At 59.6% G+C, this 16,660-nt stretch carries 14 protein-coding genes and 1 pseudogene; 6 read left to right on the top strand and 9 right to left on the bottom strand.

What is annotated here, in order from left to right; genetic code table 11:
- Window positions 1–16: 16 nt before the first annotated feature.
- Window positions 17–1,048, top strand: coding sequence for a methionine synthase (locus N6G83_RS33370; RefSeq protein ID WP_260516147.1), 1,032 nt, complete (start codon window positions 17–19; stop codon window positions 1,046–1,048).
- A gap of 187 nt (window positions 1,049–1,235) precedes the next feature.
- Window positions 1,236–2,585 (top strand): MFS transporter, encoded by a 1,350-nt coding sequence (locus N6G83_RS33365; RefSeq protein WP_197781447.1) that lies wholly within the window; start codon window positions 1,236–1,238, stop codon window positions 2,583–2,585.
- An 82-nt stretch (window positions 2,586–2,667) separates the two neighbouring features.
- Here N6G83_RS33365 and mscS read toward each other — a convergent pair whose 3' ends face one another.
- On the bottom strand, window positions 2,668–3,534 hold the full coding sequence (gene mscS, locus N6G83_RS33360; protein ID WP_025304177.1) for a small-conductance mechanosensitive channel MscS: 867 nt from the start codon (window positions 3,532–3,534) through the stop codon (window positions 2,668–2,670).
- Window positions 3,535–3,739: 205 nt separating this feature from the next.
- Between mscS and N6G83_RS33355 the strand changes: the two genes are divergently transcribed.
- Entirely contained in the window at window positions 3,740–4,408 is a 669-nt protein-coding gene (locus N6G83_RS33355; protein WP_025304178.1) for a DUF1345 domain-containing protein, read from the top strand.
- Between the two features lie 55 nt (window positions 4,409–4,463).
- On the opposite strand, the gene fbaA is transcribed toward N6G83_RS33355, so the two are convergent.
- The 8 genes and pseudogenes from fbaA to N6G83_RS33315 form a co-directional block, all read right to left on the bottom strand.
- Entirely contained in the window at window positions 4,464–5,543 is a 1,080-nt protein-coding gene (fbaA, locus tag N6G83_RS33350) for a class II fructose-bisphosphate aldolase (RefSeq protein WP_025304179.1), read from the bottom strand.
- A gap of 116 nt (window positions 5,544–5,659) precedes the next feature.
- Window positions 5,660–6,823, bottom strand: a complete 1,164-nt coding sequence (gene pgk, locus N6G83_RS33345; RefSeq protein WP_025160206.1) for a phosphoglycerate kinase — start codon at window positions 6,821–6,823, stop codon at window positions 5,660–5,662.
- Window positions 6,824–6,893: 70 nt separating this feature from the next.
- On the bottom strand, window positions 6,894–7,910 hold the full coding sequence (epd, locus tag N6G83_RS33340) for an erythrose-4-phosphate dehydrogenase (RefSeq protein ID WP_060448409.1): 1,017 nt from the start codon (window positions 7,908–7,910) through the stop codon (window positions 6,894–6,896).
- A gap of 311 nt (window positions 7,911–8,221) precedes the next feature.
- A pseudogene (locus N6G83_RS33335) lies at window positions 8,222–8,350 on the bottom strand (LysR family transcriptional regulator); the annotation flags it as partial.
- A 63-nt stretch (window positions 8,351–8,413) separates the two neighbouring features.
- On the bottom strand, window positions 8,414–9,484 hold the full coding sequence (locus N6G83_RS33330; protein WP_043142690.1) for an ABC transporter ATP-binding protein: 1,071 nt from the start codon (window positions 9,482–9,484) through the stop codon (window positions 8,414–8,416).
- Window positions 9,477–11,246, bottom strand: a complete 1,770-nt coding sequence (locus tag N6G83_RS33325) for an ABC transporter permease (protein WP_025304187.1) — start codon at window positions 11,244–11,246, stop codon at window positions 9,477–9,479. Before N6G83_RS33325 ends, N6G83_RS33330 begins: the two co-directional genes overlap by 8 nt.
- 78 nt (window positions 11,247–11,324) lie before the next feature.
- Window positions 11,325–12,413 (bottom strand): ABC transporter substrate-binding protein, encoded by a 1,089-nt coding sequence (locus N6G83_RS33320; RefSeq protein ID WP_043142713.1) that lies wholly within the window; start codon window positions 12,411–12,413, stop codon window positions 11,325–11,327.
- Window positions 12,414–12,577: 164 nt separating this feature from the next.
- The gene (locus N6G83_RS33315; protein WP_260516146.1) at window positions 12,578–13,495 is read right to left on the bottom strand and encodes a DMT family transporter; all 918 of its coding nucleotides are present in this window, start codon (window positions 13,493–13,495) and stop codon (window positions 12,578–12,580) included.
- Window positions 13,496–13,785: 290 nt separating this feature from the next.
- Between N6G83_RS33315 and N6G83_RS33310 the strand changes: the two genes are divergently transcribed.
- From N6G83_RS33310 to brnQ, 3 genes are all read left to right on the top strand, one after another.
- The gene (locus tag N6G83_RS33310; protein WP_025304190.1) at window positions 13,786–14,118 is read left to right on the top strand and encodes a tRNA-binding protein; all 333 of its coding nucleotides are present in this window, start codon (window positions 13,786–13,788) and stop codon (window positions 14,116–14,118) included.
- A gap of 30 nt (window positions 14,119–14,148) precedes the next feature.
- Window positions 14,149–15,030 carry a 2OG-Fe dioxygenase family protein gene (locus N6G83_RS33305; protein WP_025304191.1) on the top strand — a complete coding sequence of 294 codons (882 nt, stop codon included), beginning with the start codon at window positions 14,149–14,151 and terminating at the stop codon, window positions 15,028–15,030.
- Window positions 15,031–15,243: 213 nt separating this feature from the next.
- Window positions 15,244–16,566: a branched-chain amino acid transport system II carrier protein gene (brnQ, locus tag N6G83_RS33300; RefSeq protein ID WP_025304192.1), complete on the top strand. Its 1,323-nt coding sequence runs from the start codon at window positions 15,244–15,246 to the stop codon at window positions 16,564–16,566.
- Window positions 16,567–16,660: the final 94 nt, after the last annotated feature.

The following is a 16,660-nucleotide window of genomic DNA, read 5'->3' as shown; positions in this document are numbered from 1 at the left end:
ATACAGGTCATCTATTATGAAAATATTGCTCCCTACGTCGACCGCCGGCAGCTTGCCCAAACCTGTCTGGCTGGCCCAACCGGAAACCCTGTGGTCGCCTTGGAAATTGCAGAATGAAGAATTAATCGAAGGGAAACAGGACGCCTTGCGTTTGTCGCTGGCAGAGCAACAACAGGCCGGCATCGATATCGTCAGCGATGGCGAGCAAACGCGCCAGCACTTCGTCACGACGTTTATCGAACACCTCAGCGGCGTCGATTTCGAGAAACGCGAAGTGGTTAAAATCCGCAATCGCTACGAGGCGAGCGTACCAACCGTTGTGGGGGCGGTCTCGCGCCAAAAACCCGTTTTCGTTGAAGACGCCAAATTTTTACGCCAGCTGACCAAGCAGCCGATTAAATGGGCCCTGCCGGGGCCGATGACCATGATCGACACGCTTTATGACAACCACTATAAAAGCCGCGAGAAATTGGCCTGGGAGTTCGCCAAGATCCTCAATCAGGAAGCTAAAGAGCTCGAGGCCGCCGGCGTCGACATTATTCAGTTTGATGAGCCCGCATTTAACGTGTTCTTTGACGAGGTGAATGACTGGGGCATTGCCGCCCTGGAAAGAGCCATTGAAGGGCTTAAGTGTGAAACCGCCGTACATATCTGCTATGGATATGGGATTAAAGCCAATACCGACTGGAAAAAGACGCTGGGCTCGGAATGGCGGCAATATGAAGAGGCGTTTCCGAAACTGCAAACGTCCAACATCGATATCATCTCCCTGGAGTGCCATAACTCGCACGTGCCGATGGACCTGCTTGAACTGATCCGCGGCAAAAAGGTGATGGTCGGCGCCATCGACGTAGCGAATCATGCCGTTGAGACGCCAGAGGAAGTGGCCGCTACGCTGCACAAAGCGCTGCAGTTTGTCGATGCCGACAAGCTCTATCCGTCGACCAACTGCGGCATGGCCCCCCTGCCCCGTCAGGTCGCCCGCGGCAAGCTGAATGCGTTAAGCGCAGGTGCCGAGATCGTGCGCCGAGAGCTGTTAGCCAAATAACCTTGCCAGCGCCCGCCACAGGCACCTCCTGTGGCGGGCGATTATCATCAATTCCCCCTCCCCGCAACGTCCCCGCTCTGGTGTATACTCGGATTTCTACGCGATGCCAGCCACAGCGGTTTTGGTTCAGGCCTGGCCTGAACAGCCCTCAGCCAGCCCACACCAGCCGAATAACAGTGGAATAACCATGAGCCCAAATACCGCTCGCATCAGCGAAATCATCGATCGCGCCAGGATCTCCCCCTACCAAATCCTGATCCTCACCCTGTGTTTCCTCATTGCCCTGCTGGACGGTTTCGATACCGCCATCATCGGCTATATCGCCCCGGCGCTGCGCGAAGAGTGGGATCTGCTGCCCGCTCAGCTCTCTCCCGCCTTCGGTGCGGGGCTGTTCGGCCTGCTGATCGGCAGCCTGCTGTTCGGGCCGATCGCCGACGCCTTCGGCCGCAAACGCGTGCTGCTCGTCGCGGTGCTGGTGTTTGGCGGCTGCACCCTGGCTTCGGCCTATACGCATTCGATCGAATCCCTGACCCTGCTGCGCTTCATCACCGGCATTGGCCTCGGGGGCGCAATACCAACTTGCATCACCCTCAGCTCGGAGTACTCACCGGCGCGCCGCCGCATGCTGATGGTCACCTTGAGTTGGAGCGGCTTTACCGCTGGGTTAGCCCTGGGCGGCCTGCTGGCCGGGCAGATTATCCCGGCGTTCGGCTGGCGCGGCCTGCTGCTGGTCGGTGGCATCGCGCCGTTGGCGCTGCTGCCGCTGTTGGCCTGGCAGATGCCCGAATCAGTACGCTTTATGGCCGCCAGCGCCAAACATGCCGATCGGCTGCGCCGGGTGGTCGAGCGTATCACCGGCCAGCGTTGGGCCGGTGTGACGATTGTCGATGACGAGCGTCCGGCGCAGATCAAATCACCGATCTCGCACCTGTTTATCGAAGGGCGCGCCGTGCGCACCCTGCTGCTGTGGGCGGCGTTCTTCTGTTCGCTGTTCGTGTTCTACCTGCTCACCAGCTGGTTGCCGACGATACTCAAAGACGCCGGTTTCGATATCGCCCACGCCTCGCGCATCGGCGCGATGGTGCCGCTCGGCGGCACCCTGGGCGCCATTCTGATGGCGCTGCTGATGGATCGGGTCGGGCCCTACCGCGTGCTGGCCGTCTCCTACCTGGGTGCCGCGCTGGTGATTGGCGCCACCGGGTATCTGATGGGCGACGTCTACACGCTGGCCGCCGTCGTGTTCCTTATCGGCTTCGGCGTGGCCGGCGCGCAGAACGGCCTGAACCTGGTTTCCGCCACCCTTTACCCGACCGCAGCCCGCGTGACCGGCGTCAGTTGGGCCATGGCCAATGGCCGCTTTGGCTCGATCGTCGGCTCAATGCTCGGCGCCTGGATGATGACCGCCGCCGGCTCGACGGAGGTGTTCTTCCTCTGGTTGGCGCTGCCGGCGCTGTTGGGCGCCGCCGCCATCTTCCTGCTTTATCACCTCAGCCTGCGCCGCCGCGTGCCGCTCACGGAGCCGGCAGCGGACATCTGATCGCCCTAAAAGAAAAGGCCGAGACGCCATCGGTAGCGTCTCGGCCTGCAGTACAAAAAGGGGGCCAAGGCCCCCTTCTGTGTTATTCCGCCTTGGCGGAAGCGTCTTCAGTGCGATACAGGTGCACGTCCATTTGCGGGAACGGAATGCCGATGTTGTGGGCATCCAGCGCGCGCTTGAAGTTTTCCATCAGATCGAAGTACACGTTCCAGTATTCCGCATTGGTGGTCCAGGAACGGGTCACAAAGTTCAGGGAAGATGGCGCCATCTCGTTCAGTCGCACGGTCACGCCTTTAGCGTGCATGATGCGCTTGTCGGCGGCGATCACATCGCCCAGCACCTTCTTCACCACGTCGATATCGGCGTTGTAGGCCACGCCTACCACGATATCCACACGGCGGTTCGGCTCGCGGGAGTAGTTGATGATGTTGCCGGCGATGATTTTACCGTTCGGCACCACGATGGTTTTGTTGTCTGCGGTGCGCAGGGTGGTGGAGAAAATCTGCACCTGATCGACGGTACCGGCCACGCCGCCCAGATCGACATATTCACCCACGCGCAGCGGGCGGAAGATCACCAGCAGCACGCCGGCGGCGAAGTTAGACAGCGAGCCTTGCAGCGCCAGACCGACGGCCAAACCAGCGGCACCCAGCACGGCGATCACCGAGGTGGTCTGCACGCCGACGCGCCCCAGCACGGCGATGAAGGTGAACGCCAGCACGCCGTAGCGCACGATCGCCGACAGGAAGTCTGCCACCGTGGCGTCGATGCCGCGCAGCTTCATCACGCGGTTCAGCGCATTGCCGACCACGCGGGCCACGATCGAACCGATGATCAGGATAACGATGGCGGCGACGATATTCACCGCGTACTGGATCAACAGATCCTGGTTCTTCACCAACCAGTTGCCGGCACCGTTGATGCCGTCTACTACATTCAAATCTTTCATTCGTGTCGTCCTAACTCAGTCCCTAACGGGAGAAACTCGCAAAAATACACTGGCCTCGGCAGCCAGTAGGAAACCACCGCCTAAGGGTAACCAACATTAAAGGCTCATGCCAACCGTCAGCGTTAAAAATAGCCGAAACCGCCCGCCGCGTCTTCTATGCTGAAAACAGCGCGTTGGCTATTTCACGACAAGGGATCCGTTCTTCATGCACATTCGCTCTTCGCTCAAACACTATTGGCAAGTGCGGCCCAGGCTGCTGTTTTCCGTCGGCGCCGGGCTGCTGTGCTTTCTGCTGCTGCCCGCCCAGCTCTCGTTGCTGCAGCGCCTGATGATCGGCTGGAATACGCTGGCCTGGCTCTATCTGCTGTTTCTCTGGCGGCTGATGCTGGTCAGCACACCGCAGCACATTCGCCAGATCGCTCGGCGACAGGATGAAAGCGCCAGCACGGTGTTGGCGCTGGTCAGTTTCGGTTGTCTGGTGAGCATTCTGGCGATCCTGTTCGAATTGAGCAGCGCCAAACAGGCCAGCGACTCGCTGAAAACGCTACATCTGGCGTTAACCGGCGCAACGCTGGCAGTCTCCTGGCTGCTGCTGCCGACCGCCTTCACCATGCACTATGCCCATCAGTTTTACCGTCAGGGCGCACAGCAGGATCCTTTGCCGCTGCTGTTTCCCGGCAATCTCACCGAGCCGACCTATCTGGACTTCGCCTACTTCTCCTTCACCATCGCGGTCGCGTCGCAAACGGCCGACGTGGCGGTCGGCGCCGCGGAGGTGCGTAAAATCGCGCTCGTGCAGTCGGTTATTTCGTTCGTGTTCAACATGCTGATCCTGGGCCTGTCGATCAACGTCGGTGCCGGCCTGCTGGGCTGAAAACGAAAAAGGCTCCCCGCAGGGAGCCTTATGCACGTGCAACAGGTGCCGAAGATTACAGAACGTCTACCGCGTTCAGATCTTTGAAGGCCTGCTCCAGACGCGTCACCATGCTGGTCTGCGCTGCGCGCAGCCATACGCGTGGATCGTAGTATTTCTTGTTCGGCTGATCGGCGCCTTTCGGGTTGCCCAGCTGGCCCTGCAGGTAAGCTTCGTTCGCTTTGTAGTACTGCAGGATGCCATCCCAGGTCGCCCATTGGGTGTCGGTGTCGATGTTCATTTTGATCACGCCGTAACCCACAGACTCTTTGATCTCTGCGTCGGTAGAACCGGAACCGCCGTGGAACACGAAGTTCAGGCTGTTGTGCGGCAGGTTGAATTTCTTGGACACGTAGTCCTGAGAATCACGCAGGATGGTCGGAGTCAGCTTAACGTTGCCTGGCTTGTACACGCCGTGCACGTTACCGAAGGAGGCTGCGATGGTGAAGCGCGGGCTGATGGCGTTCAGTTTTTCGTACGCGTAAGCCACGTCTTCCGGCTGGGTGTACAGTGCGGAAGCGTCCATATGGCTGTTGTCCACGCCATCTTCTTCACCGCCGGTGCAGCCCAGTTCGATTTCCAACGTCATGCCGATTTTGGCCATGCGCTTCAGGTAGGCGCTGCAGATCTCGATGTTTTCTTCCAGAGATTCTTCAGACAGATCGATCATGTGGGAAGAGAACAGCGGTTTGCCGGTAGCAGCGAAGTGCTTCTCGCCGGCGTCCAGCAGGCCGTCCAGCCATGGCAGCAGTTTCTTCGCGCAGTGGTCGGTGTGCAGGATCACCGGCACGCCGTAGTGTTCAGCCATCTGGTGAACGTGGTGTGCGCCAGAGATAGCGCCCAGAATCGCTGCACCCTGAGGCACATCGGTCTTCACGCCTTTGCCGGCGATGAACGCGGCGCCGCCGTTGGAGAACTGAACGATAACCGGCGCGCGCACTTTAGCCGCGGCTTCCAGCACTGCGTTGATGGAGTCGGTACCCACGCAGTTTACCGCTGGCAGCGCAAAGTTGTTCTCTTTAGCAACTGCGAAGACTTTCTGAACGTCATCACCCGTGATGACACCCGGTTTTACGAAATCAAAAATTTTAGACATGTTACTTTGTCCTGTTTCGTCGGCCGTAGATGGATGTAAATCGATGTTTTCACGCCGCGCAGCGTGAGCCGCGCGGTATAAAACAAACGGGCGGCTTTCGCCTCCCGTTGTCTGAATTACTGCTTAGCGCGCTCTTCCAGCATCACGACTGCAGGCAGCGGTTTCCCTTCAACGAATTCCAGGAATGCGCCACCGCCGGTGGAGATGTAGGAAATTTTGTCAGCGATACCGAACAGATCGATGGCTGCCAGAGTGTCGCCGCCGCCAGCGATAGAGAAAGCGTCGCTATCGGCGATCGCGCGGGCGACAATTTCGGTGCCCTTACGGAAGTTAGGGAACTCGAATACGCCAACCGGGCCATTCCACAGAATGGTCTTGGCGTTCTTCAGGATAACGGCCAGACGCTCGGCAGAGACGTCGCCCATATCCAGAATTTGCTCGTTGTCCTGGATCTCGTTGGCCTGCTTCACGGTCGCGGTCGCGGTTTCAGAGAACTCGGTCGCCACGCGCACGTCGGTCGGAACCGGGATGTCGCAGGTTTCCAGCAGTTTCTGCGCGTTCGGGATCAGATCCGGTTCGTACAGGGACTGGCCCACGTTGTTGCCCTGCGCCGCCACGAAGGTGTTGGCGATGCCGCCGCCGACGATCAGCTGATCGGCGATTTTGGACAGGGAATCCAGCACGGTCAGTTTGGTGGAGACTTTAGAGCCGCCCACGATGGCGACCATCGGACGGGCCGGGTTGCCCAGGGCCTTGCCCAGCGCTTCCAGCTCGGCGGACAGCAGCGGGCCGGCACAGGCGACAGGCGCGAACTTGCCCACGCCGTGGGTGGAAGCCTGCGCGCGGTGCGCGGTGCCGAACGCGTCCATCACGTACACGTCGCACAGCGCCGCGTATTTCTTGGACAGGGTTTCGTCGTCTTTCTTCTCGCCCTTGTTGAAGCGAACGTTTTCCAGCACCACCAGTTCGCCTTCGGCGACGTCGACGCCATCCAGATAATCCTTCGCCAGACGCACTGGGGATTTCAGATGATCTTTCAGGTAGTTGACCACAGGCAGCAGGGAGAATTCTTCGTTGTACTCGCCTTCGGTAGGACGACCCAGGTGGGAGGTTACCATCACGCGGGCGCCTTGCTTCAGCGCAGCTTCGATAGTCGGCAGGGAAGCGCGGATACGCGCGTCGGAAGTCACTTTACCGTCTTTTACCGGCACGTTCAGATCGGAGCGGATCAGTACGCGTTTACCCGCCAGATCCAGATCGGTCATCTTAATTACAGACATGGTGAACCCTCTTTATTGAATCTCTATAAAATTGCCTGAGCAGCGCGCCCATCACGCCGGCGCCGCCGTACTAGAAACCGCTGGCGGCCATTGCCCGTGTTGTATCCAACATCCGATTGGCAAAGCCCCATTCATTGTCGCACCAGACCAAGGTCTTTATCAGGTGCTGCCCGCTGACCCGGGTCTGCGTACCGTCGACGATAGCGCTGTGCGGGTCATGGTTAAAATCGATCGAGACCAATGGTAATTCCGTGTAGTCAACTATACCACGAAATGATTCCCGTGCGGCCTTTTGCAACAGCTGGTTGACCTCCGCCACCTTCACCGCGGCGCTCACGCTGACGCTAAGATCGATAGCCGTCACGTTGATGGTCGGCACGCGCACCGAGATAGCCTCGAAGCGATCGCAAAACTGCGGGAAGATGCGGGTGATGCCCGCGGCCAGCTTGGTATCGACCGGAATGATCGACTGGCTCGCCGCGCGGGTGCGCCGCAAATCCGCGTGATACGCGTCGATCACCGGCTGATCGTTCATCGCCGAGTGAATGGTGGTCACGGTGCCGGACTCGATGCTGTAGGCGTCGTCCAGCAGCTTGATCACCGGAATAATGCAGTTGGTGGTGCACGAGGCGTTGGACACGATGCGGTGTTCCGCCAGCAGCGTCTGATGGTTGACGCCAAACACGATGGTGGCGTCCAGATCGTTGCCGCCCGGATGGGCGAACAGCACTTTCTTCGCCCCTGCCGCCAGATGGGCTTCGCCATCCGCCCGGCTGCCGTACACGCCGCTGCAGTCCAGCACCACGTCGACGCCCAGATCGCCCCAGGGCAACTGCTCCACCGCCGGCTGATGCAACAGGCGAATCGCGTCGTCTCCGACGCTCAGCGTGTCGCACTCTTGCCGCACATCCCACGCAAAGCGGCCGTGGCTGGAATCGTACTTCAGCAGATGGGCCATGCCTTCGGCGTTCGCCAGCTCGTTGATCGCCACCACGGAGATTTCCGCCCGTCGTCCCGATTCGTACAGTGCGCGCAATACGCTGCGGCCGATGCGGCCAAAGCCGTTTATCGCTATGCGGATGGTCATGCTGCTCCTGAAAAAGGGCCGTCCACGCCGGGTGACTCACCGGCGCCGCCCGGCGCTGACTGGTTGTCTCACTAACCCGCATAGAGTAGTGGATCGTACCGCCCGCTGTGAATCGCCGAGTTTGCATTATTCCCGCGCTTCAGCGGTTTTTCACCGCCGTCACATCGGCATTTCTGTTGAAGAGTGCTTCAACTGAAACGCTTCAGCTGAGCATAAACCAAAGTTTTGGCAAAAGGAACAGGTGCGACAGTTCCTCAGGTAACGGAGGGGAGTTTTACGAGCATAAGATGATCTGGCGCACATTTTTGGCCTCAAGACCGCGACGAATTTTCGCTCGCCGGCCCCGTTTCGCCGTAGTGCTCACGAAAATAGTCGCGCAAAAATTCGACCGTCACCCGCACTTTCGCCGACGTTGCCAGCCGGGAAACGTACACCGCCCAGTAAAGATCGCTGCTAGCGGTTTAACTCTGTAAACGGAACGCCCGCATCGGCGGGCGTCCTGGTTAAGCTTTCGGGAATATCCACAAATGCTCGGCCGGCAGGGAGAGCCGGCACAGCGTTTGATCGCGCGCCTCGTGGCCATAGGCACGCACCACGAAATCTTCGGCCACGGTGCGGAACAGGTATTCCCAGCGATCGCCGAGATACATGCTGGTCAGCAACGGCAGCTCAAGCTGGTTGCCCTGCGGATCTTCGCCCAACCGCACGCGCTCGACGCGGATCACCGCCGTGCCCTCCTGCCCGACCTGCACGCCTTCGCCCGCTTTGCCCCACAGCGCCCAATCCTTACCTTCGATGCGCGCCCGATCGCCTTCCAGCGCGACGACCTTGCCCGGCAACCGGTTGTTGCTGCCCATGAACTCGGCGGTGAACAGCGTGGTGGGCGAACCGTACATCTCCTGCGGCGTGCCCTGCTGTTCGATTTTGCCGTTATTGAGCAGCAGGATGCGATCGGAAATGGCCATCGCCTCGTTCTGATCGTGGGTCACCATCAGCGCCGACAGACCCAGCTTGATGATCAACTCGCGCAGGAATACTCGCGCCTCTTCGCGCAGCTTGGCGTCAAGGTTGGACAGCGGCTCATCCAGCAGGATCACCGGCGGGTTGTAGACCAGCGCGCGCCCGATCGCCACGCGCTGCTGTTGGCCGCCGGAGAGTTGGTGCGGATGGCGTTTGGCCAAATGCCCCAGCCCGAGCTGATCCAGCACCGCCTGCACCCGCTGGGCGATTTCCGCCGAGGCAGTCTTACGCAGTTTCAGCGGGTAAGCGACGTTCTCAAACACCGTTTTATGCGGCCACAGGGCGTAGGACTGAAACACCAGCCCCAGATTGCGCTCTTCGGCGGGAATTTCACTGCGTGCGCTGCCGTTGTACACCGCGCTGTTGCCGATGACGATCCGCCCCTGGCTCGGTTTCTCCAGCCCGGCTACCGCCCGCAGCAGCGTGGTTTTGCCGCTGCCCGACGGGCCCAGCAGCGAGACCACTTCGCCCCGTTTCAGATCCATCGACACCCCTTTCAACACCGGGTTGTCGCCATAGGTCAAATGCAGATTCTCTACCGAAAGTTCAATCATGTAATTTCACTCCAAAGCGCAAGGCGATCCCCAGCCCCAGCACCACCAGCAGGATATTGATGAACGACAGCGCGGCGACGATATCGATAGCGCCCGCGGCCCACAGGGAAACCAGCATCGAGCCGATGGTTTCCGTGCCCGGAGACAGCAGATACACCCCGGTGGAATATTCGCGTTCAAAGATCAGGAACATCAGCAACCAGGAGCCGATCAGGCCGTAGCGCGACAGCGGAATGGTGACGTGGCGGGTGATCTGACCGCGGCTGGCGCCGGCGCTGCGCGCCGCCTCCTCCAGCTCCGGTCCCACCTGCAGCAGCGTAGAAGAGATCAGCCGCAGGCCGTAAGCCATCCACACCACGGTGTACGCCAGCCAGACGCTGAAGATGGTGCTGCGCAGCGAACGCAGCCAGACGATCACGTTCTCGCGCAGCCACTCGGCCATCGGCAGCACTGACAGCCAGCCTTCCTTAAGCGATTTGTCCAGCCACATCGGCAGGAACAGAAACACCCACAGGAACGCCAGGCCGGCCAACAGCCCCGGCACCGCGCGCGGCACCAGCACGCTGTAGTCGAGGAAGCGCGTGGCGCCATCCGGCTTGCGGTGCATGGCGATGCCGATAAACAGATAGCACGCCACCGCCAGCGCCCCGCCGATCACCCCGATCGCCATCGAGTTGACGATGGCGCGCAGCAGGTTGGGTTGCGCCCAGATGGTGCGGAAGGTGTTGATCGACAGTTCGTCCCAGACAGACACGCCCACGCCCCAGTTGGAGATAAAGGCGCGCAGCACTACGCCGATCAGCGGCACGCCGATGGTCACGGTCAGCCAGAACATCACCACCGCGCCGGCCACCCAGCGCCATTTGCCCAGCGGCAGCGCGCGCGCCTGCGAGGCTTTGCCCTTGACGGTGACGAAACGGTTGGCGGTACGCATCAGCCTGCGCTGCAGCATCACCAATGGAATGGTGATGCAGATCAGCACCACCGCTACCGCCGCCATCAGGTGGTAAGACGGCGTGCCCAGCTTGTTGGTCAACTGATACAGGTAGGTCGCCAGCACCAGGTTGCCTTCCGGATCGCCCAGCACCAGCATCAGGCCGAACACCTCCAGCCCGAGGAAGAACAGCAGCACCCCGGCGTACAAGATAGACGGCCGCACCATCGGCAGGCTGACGGCGGTCATCACCTGCAGCGGCGTAGCGCCGGCGGTGCGCGCCGCTTCTTCAACGTCGGAGCCCACGCTGCGCAGCGCCGAGGAGATGTACAGATACGCGTGGGGCACGTGCGTCAATCCGGCTATCACCACGATGCTGGCCATCGAATAGATGTTCCACGGCACGAAACCCAGCAACGCTTCCGCCCACAGCGAGAAGAAGCCGACCGGCCCCGCCGCCACCACGTAACCGAAACCCAGCACCATCGGCGACACGAAAATCGGTACCAGAATCAGCGGTTCGATGATCCGCCGCCCCGGCAGATCGGTGCGCACCATCAGAAAGGCCAAAATGCCGCCGAGCGGGATGGCGATAATTACCAGGCCGAATGCCAGAATAAAGCCGCTTTTCAGCGCCTTGTAGAAATCCGGATCGGTAAAGATGAACTCGAAGGCCTCCAGGCTGAAGACCTTGGAGGGAGAGAAAAACGGTGCCGAGAGGAAGCTTTGAATGATGATAAACGACAGGGGGACATAGATAACCAGCGCGGTTATCAACACCACCAGGCCGCGTGGCAGGCTCTGCCACTTTCTGCGCCATGCTTGCATAAATGCTCCCTATGGTTGTAAACGACGACCAAAGGGCGCGCGCCCGTGCGGCAGGCGCGCGTCCGAATGCAGTCCCTGTTATTTCGCCGCGGCGGCGCGCCATTGTTTGATGTAGTCGAGACGTTTGGCCGGCTGCAGATATTCCAGCAGGCTGTCATCGACCGGGATCGGCTTGAGCGCGTTACCCAACAGCTTGGTCATGCCATCGATGTCGTTCTTGCCTTCGATGTCGTTGCGGATCGAGGGGATATCCGCCTGATTGGCGAGAATATTTTGCCCTTTCTCCGACAGCACGTAGTCGAACCACAGCTTGGCGGCATTAGGGTTGCCGGCCTCTTTGCTGATGAAGCTCACGCGCGACAGCACCAGGGTATAGTCTTTCGGATAGACGATGCCGAGCGACGGATCGCTCTTGGCGCGGGCCTCGGCGTATGAACCGAGGATATTGAAGCCGATCAGGTTTTCACCGGAGGAGACGCGCTCCATCATGGTGCCGGTGGAAGATTGCACCGCCAGCCCGCCCTTGGCCACGTCGGCCAGCGTTTTGAAGTAGTTAGGATCGGCCTTGAAGTCCTGCACCGACAGCATGAAGCCGACGCCGGATTTTTCGATGTCGTAGGTGGTGACTTTCTTCTTGAATTTGTCCGTCTGGCCGGCGATCAGTTTAGCCAGCGCCGCGTGTGAATCCGGCACATCGCCCTGCGGGATCAGCCGTTTGTTATAGATAAACACCACCGGCTCATAGGTGGTGCCATACACTTTATCTTGCCATACCGCCCATTTTGGCAGCTGAGCCCGCTCCGGAGAGGCATACTCCTGCGCGTAATCGCCCGCCAGTTTCAAAATGGTGTCCATCGACGAACTCCACACCAGGTCGCCGCTGGTGCCGCCGGCCGCCTGCTCGCTGATAAAGCGGTTATACAGTTCGGTGCTGTTCATGTCGTTGTATTCGACCTTGATGCCCGGATACAACGCCTCGAACCCCTGGATCAGCGGCGCCGCCGCCTTGGTGTCGGTGGTTGAATAAATCACCACCTTGCCTTCTTTCTTCGCGCCGTCGACCAGTTTCTGATAGTCGGCGGGGTAGCCCGCCGGGAAGGCCGCATAGGCGGAAACGGAGCCCAGTAAGGTGATAGCAGCTACGGTCGCGCTGATTTTTTTCATCATCATCCATCCCCTGATCACATTTAATAAACCAAAAATTAACATACAGTTAATATTTATGACGAGGCAACGGCGTTGCTTGTTATCTTTCGGTTTTGTGAGGTTGGACGTTTTTCAGCCAATAAAAAGCCCGGCAGCGCGGGCTTTACAGCACTTCCTATCGCAGACTATTCGGCCAGGTGAGAGCGCCGCAGCAGGCGAATTCGCTGTACGATGGCAACCCCCAGCAGCGTCAGAACAAATCCCGCCAGCTGCACCAGCGACAACGCCTCACCAAACAGCGCGTAAGCCTGCAGCGCCGCCGCCGGCGGCACCAGCAGCATCAGCGCGGTAATGCGAGTCAAATCGCCGTGGCGCACCATCCAAATGAACAGCGCGGTGCCGCCCAGCGACAACACGCCGGCCGACCACAGCAGCGAGAACCACAGCGTTGGCGAATTGTCCCAGGCGCCTGAGCCCATTACGGCCACCAGTACGCCGGTCACGATCGCCGCGCCGAGGTGCTGAATGGCGCCTGCCGCCCGCAGATCGGCCGCTGCCAGCGAAGACTTCTGCACCATGATGCCTATCGTCAGCGCAACGATGCTGCCAAACCCCATCAGGATCGGCAGCAGCGCCATATTGCCGACGTCGATGCCGGTCAGCCGCGGGGAGAGCACCAGCGCAACGCCGATAAAACCGACCGCCAGCCCGGCCCAGGAACGTAACCCGATCGGCTTACGCAGCACCAGCGCGAAAATCAGCGCGGTAAACAGCGGCTGCAATCCGCCGATCAGCGACATCACTCCGGCTGCCAGGCCGTTCGCCACCGCCCACCAGCTTGCGGCAAGGTAAACACCGTTCATCAACATGCCGGTCAGCAGGTGCATTACGAACTGTCGCCCCTTGGGCCAGGCGCAATGCAGCGCCAGCAGAGCGAATACTGCCGCGGCGATCAAAAAGCGAAAGGTCAGGAAAAGGTTGGGATCGGCATGATCCGCCACCGCCCGCGCGGCAATAAAACCGGTCGCCCAAATTAATATCAGGAAAAACGGCGCAATAAATGCCTTTCGCCGATCGCGTTTTTCGCGCTGGGTTATTTCCATATCACTACCTAAAAAATGCCGTTGATGAATTAATGCAGAGCATACTAACCAATTTAACACGGGCTTAACAGTATCGACGCTGGCACCAAGCAGGCGTGGTGAACATAATTGCGGGAAATAATGAAGTTTCAATCTTATATAATTCACCAAGCTTATAATTAATCCCACCACGTTACGATAATGTAAATTAATTGCTACATCCGGTATAACTATTCCCCTCCTGGCGGCATTGTCGGAATAATTCCCCTTTGCTAGCCTTCCTGAAGCCACTTAATTAACTGGACTGACTCATGGCCGAAATCACTGATTTTATGAAACTGGATATGCGTATTGGCGAAATTATTTCCGTGGAATATAACGACAAGGCATTAAAACCCGCCTATAAGCTGCGCATTGATTTCGGCGAAGAAATTGGCATTAAAAACAGCTCGGCGCAATTATGCGAAAACTATCAGGAAGATGATCTGCTTGGAAAAAAAGTCATCTCCGTCGTTAATTTCCCCGCCAGGCGGGTTGCCGGATTTAAATCTGAAGTGCTGGTACTTGCCGCGGTCACCCGGGATCAAGGCACTGTCTTGCTGAAACCCGATGTCGACGTGGAGATCGGCAGCAAGATTTTATAATCGCCACATCATTCGTGAGGCCACCGAGAAATGCGACAGTTATCCCTGCTTGATGAAGTTAAGAAGGCGTACCAGGAACACCGTTCAGCCTTTATCCCCGGCGCCACCATGCAAGCGATCCTGCTGGCGCTGGGCGCGCGGCCGGAAGATTTCGCCAGGCTGCAGCAGGTCAGCGCCAATCTGGCGGACGATCCCACACTGCCTTTCCGCAAGTCCAGAAACGGCCGCTTCTGCTTCGACTTCGATCGCGCCCAGATTGAGCGGCTGGAGTTCCAGCCTTTCGTGCTCTCGGTCGAGGAAGACTTCATCCGCTACGATTCGGGAAAGGTGCGCCATTTCCGCGGCATCAACGACGATCTGCAGTTGAATACGGCATTTCAGGCACTGATGAAATTCAAAGCCTACGTGATCGATGGCGTGAGCGTGACGCCGCGCCCCCGGCTTAATCAGGAGATCAACAAATTCGTCTGCACGGTGTTCAACCTGCGCACCGTCACCACGCCGCAGATGTTGGGCGAACCGGCGCTGGAAGGCGTACACAGCGACGGCGTCGACCACACCATGACGACCTTCCTCGGCTGCGACAACATGACCGACGACAGCGCCAAGACCTTTATTCACGATATGCGCGAAACCAGCGGGATCAAATTCGATCGCGCCCGGCCGGAATGGATTTTGGGCGAAATACAGCATCGGCATTTCCTCGATACCCTGCTGATTGTCGACCATGAGCGCAAACACAGCCTCTCACCGGTGGAAGCGCAGGACAAACGCCGGCATTCGACCCGTGATATGCTGATCTTTTTCACCCGTAAACCGGTCGAAGACGGCCACGTCTCCTTCGCGTATGACTCTTTTAAACCGCATATCGAAATCCCGCTGTCGATAGACATGGTGGCGCGCGCGAGCTAACGCGCTGCCGGGCCGGCCGCCAGGATCCCTCTGTGCGGCCGGTTCACGCCGGGGTAAACAGCGCGGGATTAATCAGGTTTTTGTCGCCGAATTATTATATCCTGCCGGACGAAAATTTTTGCGGGCTTACGCTGCCCCACGCGCCTCCTCCTGCAGTGCTTCATTCCGCAGCCAGGCCGTTTATTTCATGAATACAGGCAGTGCCATACCGTTATGACCAAGAGTTTATCCCCGAAAGACATTATCGCCCTGGGCTTTATGACCTTCGCCCTGTTTGTCGGCGCCGGCAACATCATTTTCCCCCCGCTAGTGGGGCTGCAGTCCGGTGAGCATCTGTGGCCGGCCGCCCTCGGTTTTATGGTGACCGCCGTCGCCCTGCCGGTGATTGCCGTGATCGCGCTGGCGCGCGTCGGCGGCAGCATCAGCCTGCTGACTGGCCCCATCGGCCGCACAGCCGGCCTGCTGTTGGCGACCGTCTGCTATCTGGCGCTGGGCCCGCTGTTCGCCACCCCGCGAACCGCCAATGTTTCTTTCGCCCTCGGCATCGCGCCCTTCACCGGCGACGGCGCCCTGCCGCAGTTCATCTACAGCCTGCTGTTCTTTACCCTGGCGATGGTCGTGTCGCTGTATCCCGGCCGCTTGCTCGACAACGTCGGCCATATTCTGGCGCCGCTGAAAATTCTGGCGCTGGCCGCGCTCGGCATCGCCGCCCTGGTCTGGCCCGCCGGTGCGCCGGTCTCCGCCGTCGGCAGCTATCAGGCCGCGGCGTTTTCCACCGGCTTCGTTCAGGGTTATCAAACCATGGACACGCTGTCGGCGTTGATGTTCGGCTCGATTATCGTCACCGCCGCCCGCTCGCGCGGCGTCAGCGACAGCGGCCTGCTGCTGCGCTACACCCTGTGGGCCAGCCTGATCGCCGGCGTCGGCCTGACGCTGGTCTATATCTGCATGTTCAAGCTCGGCGCCGGCAGCGGCAGCCTGGTCGGGAACGATGCTCAGGATGGCGCGGCAATCCTGCACGCCTATGTGCAGCACACCTTCGGCGATCTGGGCAGCGTCTTTATGGCGGTGCTGATGTTCATCGCTTGCCTGGTGACGGCGGTCGGCATGACCTGTGCCTGCGCGGACTTCTTCTCCCGCTACCTGCCGCTCTCTTACCGCACGCTGGTGGTTATCCTCGCCCTCTTCGCCATGCTGGTTTCCAACATGGGGCTGGCCAATCTGATCCGCGTCTCGCTGCCGGTGCTGACGGCGATCTACCCGCCCTGCATCGCGCTGGTATTGCTCAGCTTCAGCCAGAACCGCTGGCGCAGCGCCAAGCGCGTCTTCGCGCCGGTGATCGCTACCAGCCTGGTGTTTGGCCTCGCCGACGGCCTGAAAGCCTCCAGCTTCAGCAGCCTGCTGCCCGTCTGGTTCGATAAGCTGCCGCTGGCCGAACAGGGTCTGGTCTGGCTGCAGCCTACGCTGCTGGTGCTGTTGCTGGCGGCGGCTTACGACCGGTTGCGCAGCGCCGAAAGCATCAAGACCGCGTCGTAATCGCGGTTTCCGCCCATAAAAAAAGCCGGTCATAATGACCGGCTTTTTTATCGGCTTGCGCCCGGCCGCTTACTTCAGCAGCGCCTGCGCCTTG

Source organism: Serratia sp. PL7 (assembly GCF_945957435.1).
The sequence above is the reverse complement of the archived record's forward strand: the minus strand, read 5'-3'. Positions and strand labels throughout refer to the sequence as shown.